A 1992-nucleotide genomic window follows, 5' to 3' on the forward strand; every position below is an offset into this window, starting at 1 on the left:
GGCAGTTAAGCACTCCATCGTCGATGGTACTACGGAGGGTATTCGTGGGAGAGTAGATCGGCGCCGAGATTAATTAAAAAAAGAGAGTTGAGACTTCGGTCTTGACTCTCTTTTTTGTTGTGTTTCGCGCGGGCGGCTAGGCAATATTTATATTTTAATGTTAAGCTCATCGCGGTATTATAAATGGCGCGGAGTTTTATGCGCCGCGGAGACGGAGGGGGATCATGGAGGAGCTTAGGACTACGCTTCATCTTTTTGCGGAATACGCGGGGGCTTTTATTGAATATATCAGCATTTTTATAATCATGTCAGGGGTCGCCGCGGCCATTTACAGGGGGGGACGCCTGCTTTATCTTGGGCGCGTCAATCATTCCAAGATAGTGCGCAATCAGTGGATACAGGTGCGGCTTTCCTTTGAAGATACTCTGATGCTGGGGCTGCAGTTTCTGATGGCGGCCGATATCATCGGAACGATCAGCAATCCTGACCTCCAGGGCGTCATAATCCTTTCCGTCATTGTGCTGCTGCGGGTCATTTTGAGCTTCACGCTGTCGCGCGAGGTGGCGGAGATGGACAAACAGACCAAGGTCATACAGTCCAGCTCTTCGCACGCCGATTGAGCCGCTTTTTGGCAAAACAGAAAAATCTTGTATAATATCTTACAAATCACAATATTTTTTTGACGAAGGTGAGTTATGCTATGAAGTTTTTTCTTGATACCGCCAATCTGAACGATATAAAGACCGCGCACTCGTGGGGAGTTATCTGCGGCGTCACGACGAACCCGACGCTGGTTTCAAAAGAGGGTGATATTGATTTCCACACACGCGTGCGTGAGATCGCGGAGACGGTAAACGGCCCTGTCAGCGCGGAGGCCGTCTCTTTGGAGAAGAACCGGCTCGTTGCGGAGGGAAAGGCGCTCGCCGCCATCCATCCTCAGGTAGTGGTGAAGGTGCCGCTCTGCCCAGAGGGGCTTGGCGCGGTGAAAGAGCTTTCCGCGCTCGGCATAAAGACCAACGTGACGCTCGTTTTTTCCGCAAATCAGGCGCTTCTTGCGGCGGCGGCCGGAGCGGCCTACGTCAGCCCGTTTGTCGGCAGGCTGGACGACATCGGTGAGGACGGGCTTCAGCTCGTTCGTGACGTGGTTGATATTTTCGACCTCTACGGCATAGATACAAAGGTCATCGCGGCAAGCCTGCGCCACCCCGCGCACGTGCTTGAATGCGCGAGGGCCGGCGCCCACTTTGCCACGGTTCCGTTTAAGGTGCTTCAGATGCTTTTCAACCACCCGCTCACCTCAAAGGGCATAGACCAGTTTGAAAAGGACTGGGAGGCGTATCTGAGCGGCAAAAAGTAGCATACGGCGCTTGACGCAGCTCAAAGCAGCCGCGCCTATAGACTAAAACGCGGCACCCGCTGATGGCCGCCCCTTATATGGCGGCCATCACTTTTGGCAGCGCTTCCTTTACTACCTCTACGCCGCGCAGAAATTCGGCTATCTCTATCTGCTCGTTCGAGCTGTGGTCGTACTGCGAGTCACCGGGGCCGTAGGCTCCCATAGGGCAGCCCCAGACTGAGAGCACGTTGAAGTCGCATGTGCCCTGTTTTGCCAGCACGCGCGGAGCCTGCCCTGTGACGCCGCGAATAGCCGCGCGGAAGGCGCGTATGACTGGGTCGCTCATTCCAACTTCGTGCGGCGGCACGTATTCGATAATGTTGAGGCTGACGCCGTTTCTTTCCGCTATGGCGGCCAGCATTGTCTCCAGTTCGGCTTGTTCTGCGCCTATCGGCGTGCGGAGGTCCATCGTGACGGAGGCGGTGCGTTTGCCGGCCTCGTGCCCTTCCATCTCCATCACGGCGGTGGAATAGCCTTTGCCTAGTTTTTCTGTGAGCTGTGTCAGCTCCGCCGCGGCGAGCACCGCGCCAGTCATTGGGCCGGGGCTTCCCGAGCGGTGCGCGCCGCCGTCTTCGCCTGCGAATGAAAAAAGTATG

The 1992-nt window shown here is 55.7% G+C and carries 3 protein-coding genes; 2 read left to right on the top strand and 1 reads right to left on the bottom strand.

What is annotated here, in order from left to right; translation table 11 throughout:
- The first annotated feature begins 224 nt into the window (after positions 1 to 224).
- Both RRY12_12130 and fsa read left to right on the top strand, forming a co-directional pair.
- Positions 225 to 620 (top strand): DUF1622 domain-containing protein, encoded by a 396-nt coding sequence (locus RRY12_12130; protein ID MEG2185419.1) that lies wholly within the window; start codon positions 225 to 227, stop codon positions 618 to 620.
- A gap of 80 nt (positions 621 to 700) precedes the next feature.
- Positions 701 to 1357 (top strand): fructose-6-phosphate aldolase, encoded by a 657-nt coding sequence (fsa, locus tag RRY12_12135; GenBank protein ID MEG2185420.1) that lies wholly within the window; start codon positions 701 to 703, stop codon positions 1355 to 1357.
- Positions 1358 to 1430: 73 nt separating this feature from the next.
- Here fsa and RRY12_12140 read toward each other — a convergent pair.
- Positions 1431 to 1992 (bottom strand): M20/M25/M40 family metallo-hydrolase (locus tag RRY12_12140; GenBank protein MEG2185421.1); only part of this gene is annotated, 562 nt, incomplete at its 5' end.

Source organism: Cloacibacillus sp., assembly GCA_036655895.1.
Lineage (GTDB): Bacteria > Synergistota > Synergistia > Synergistales > Synergistaceae > JAVVPF01.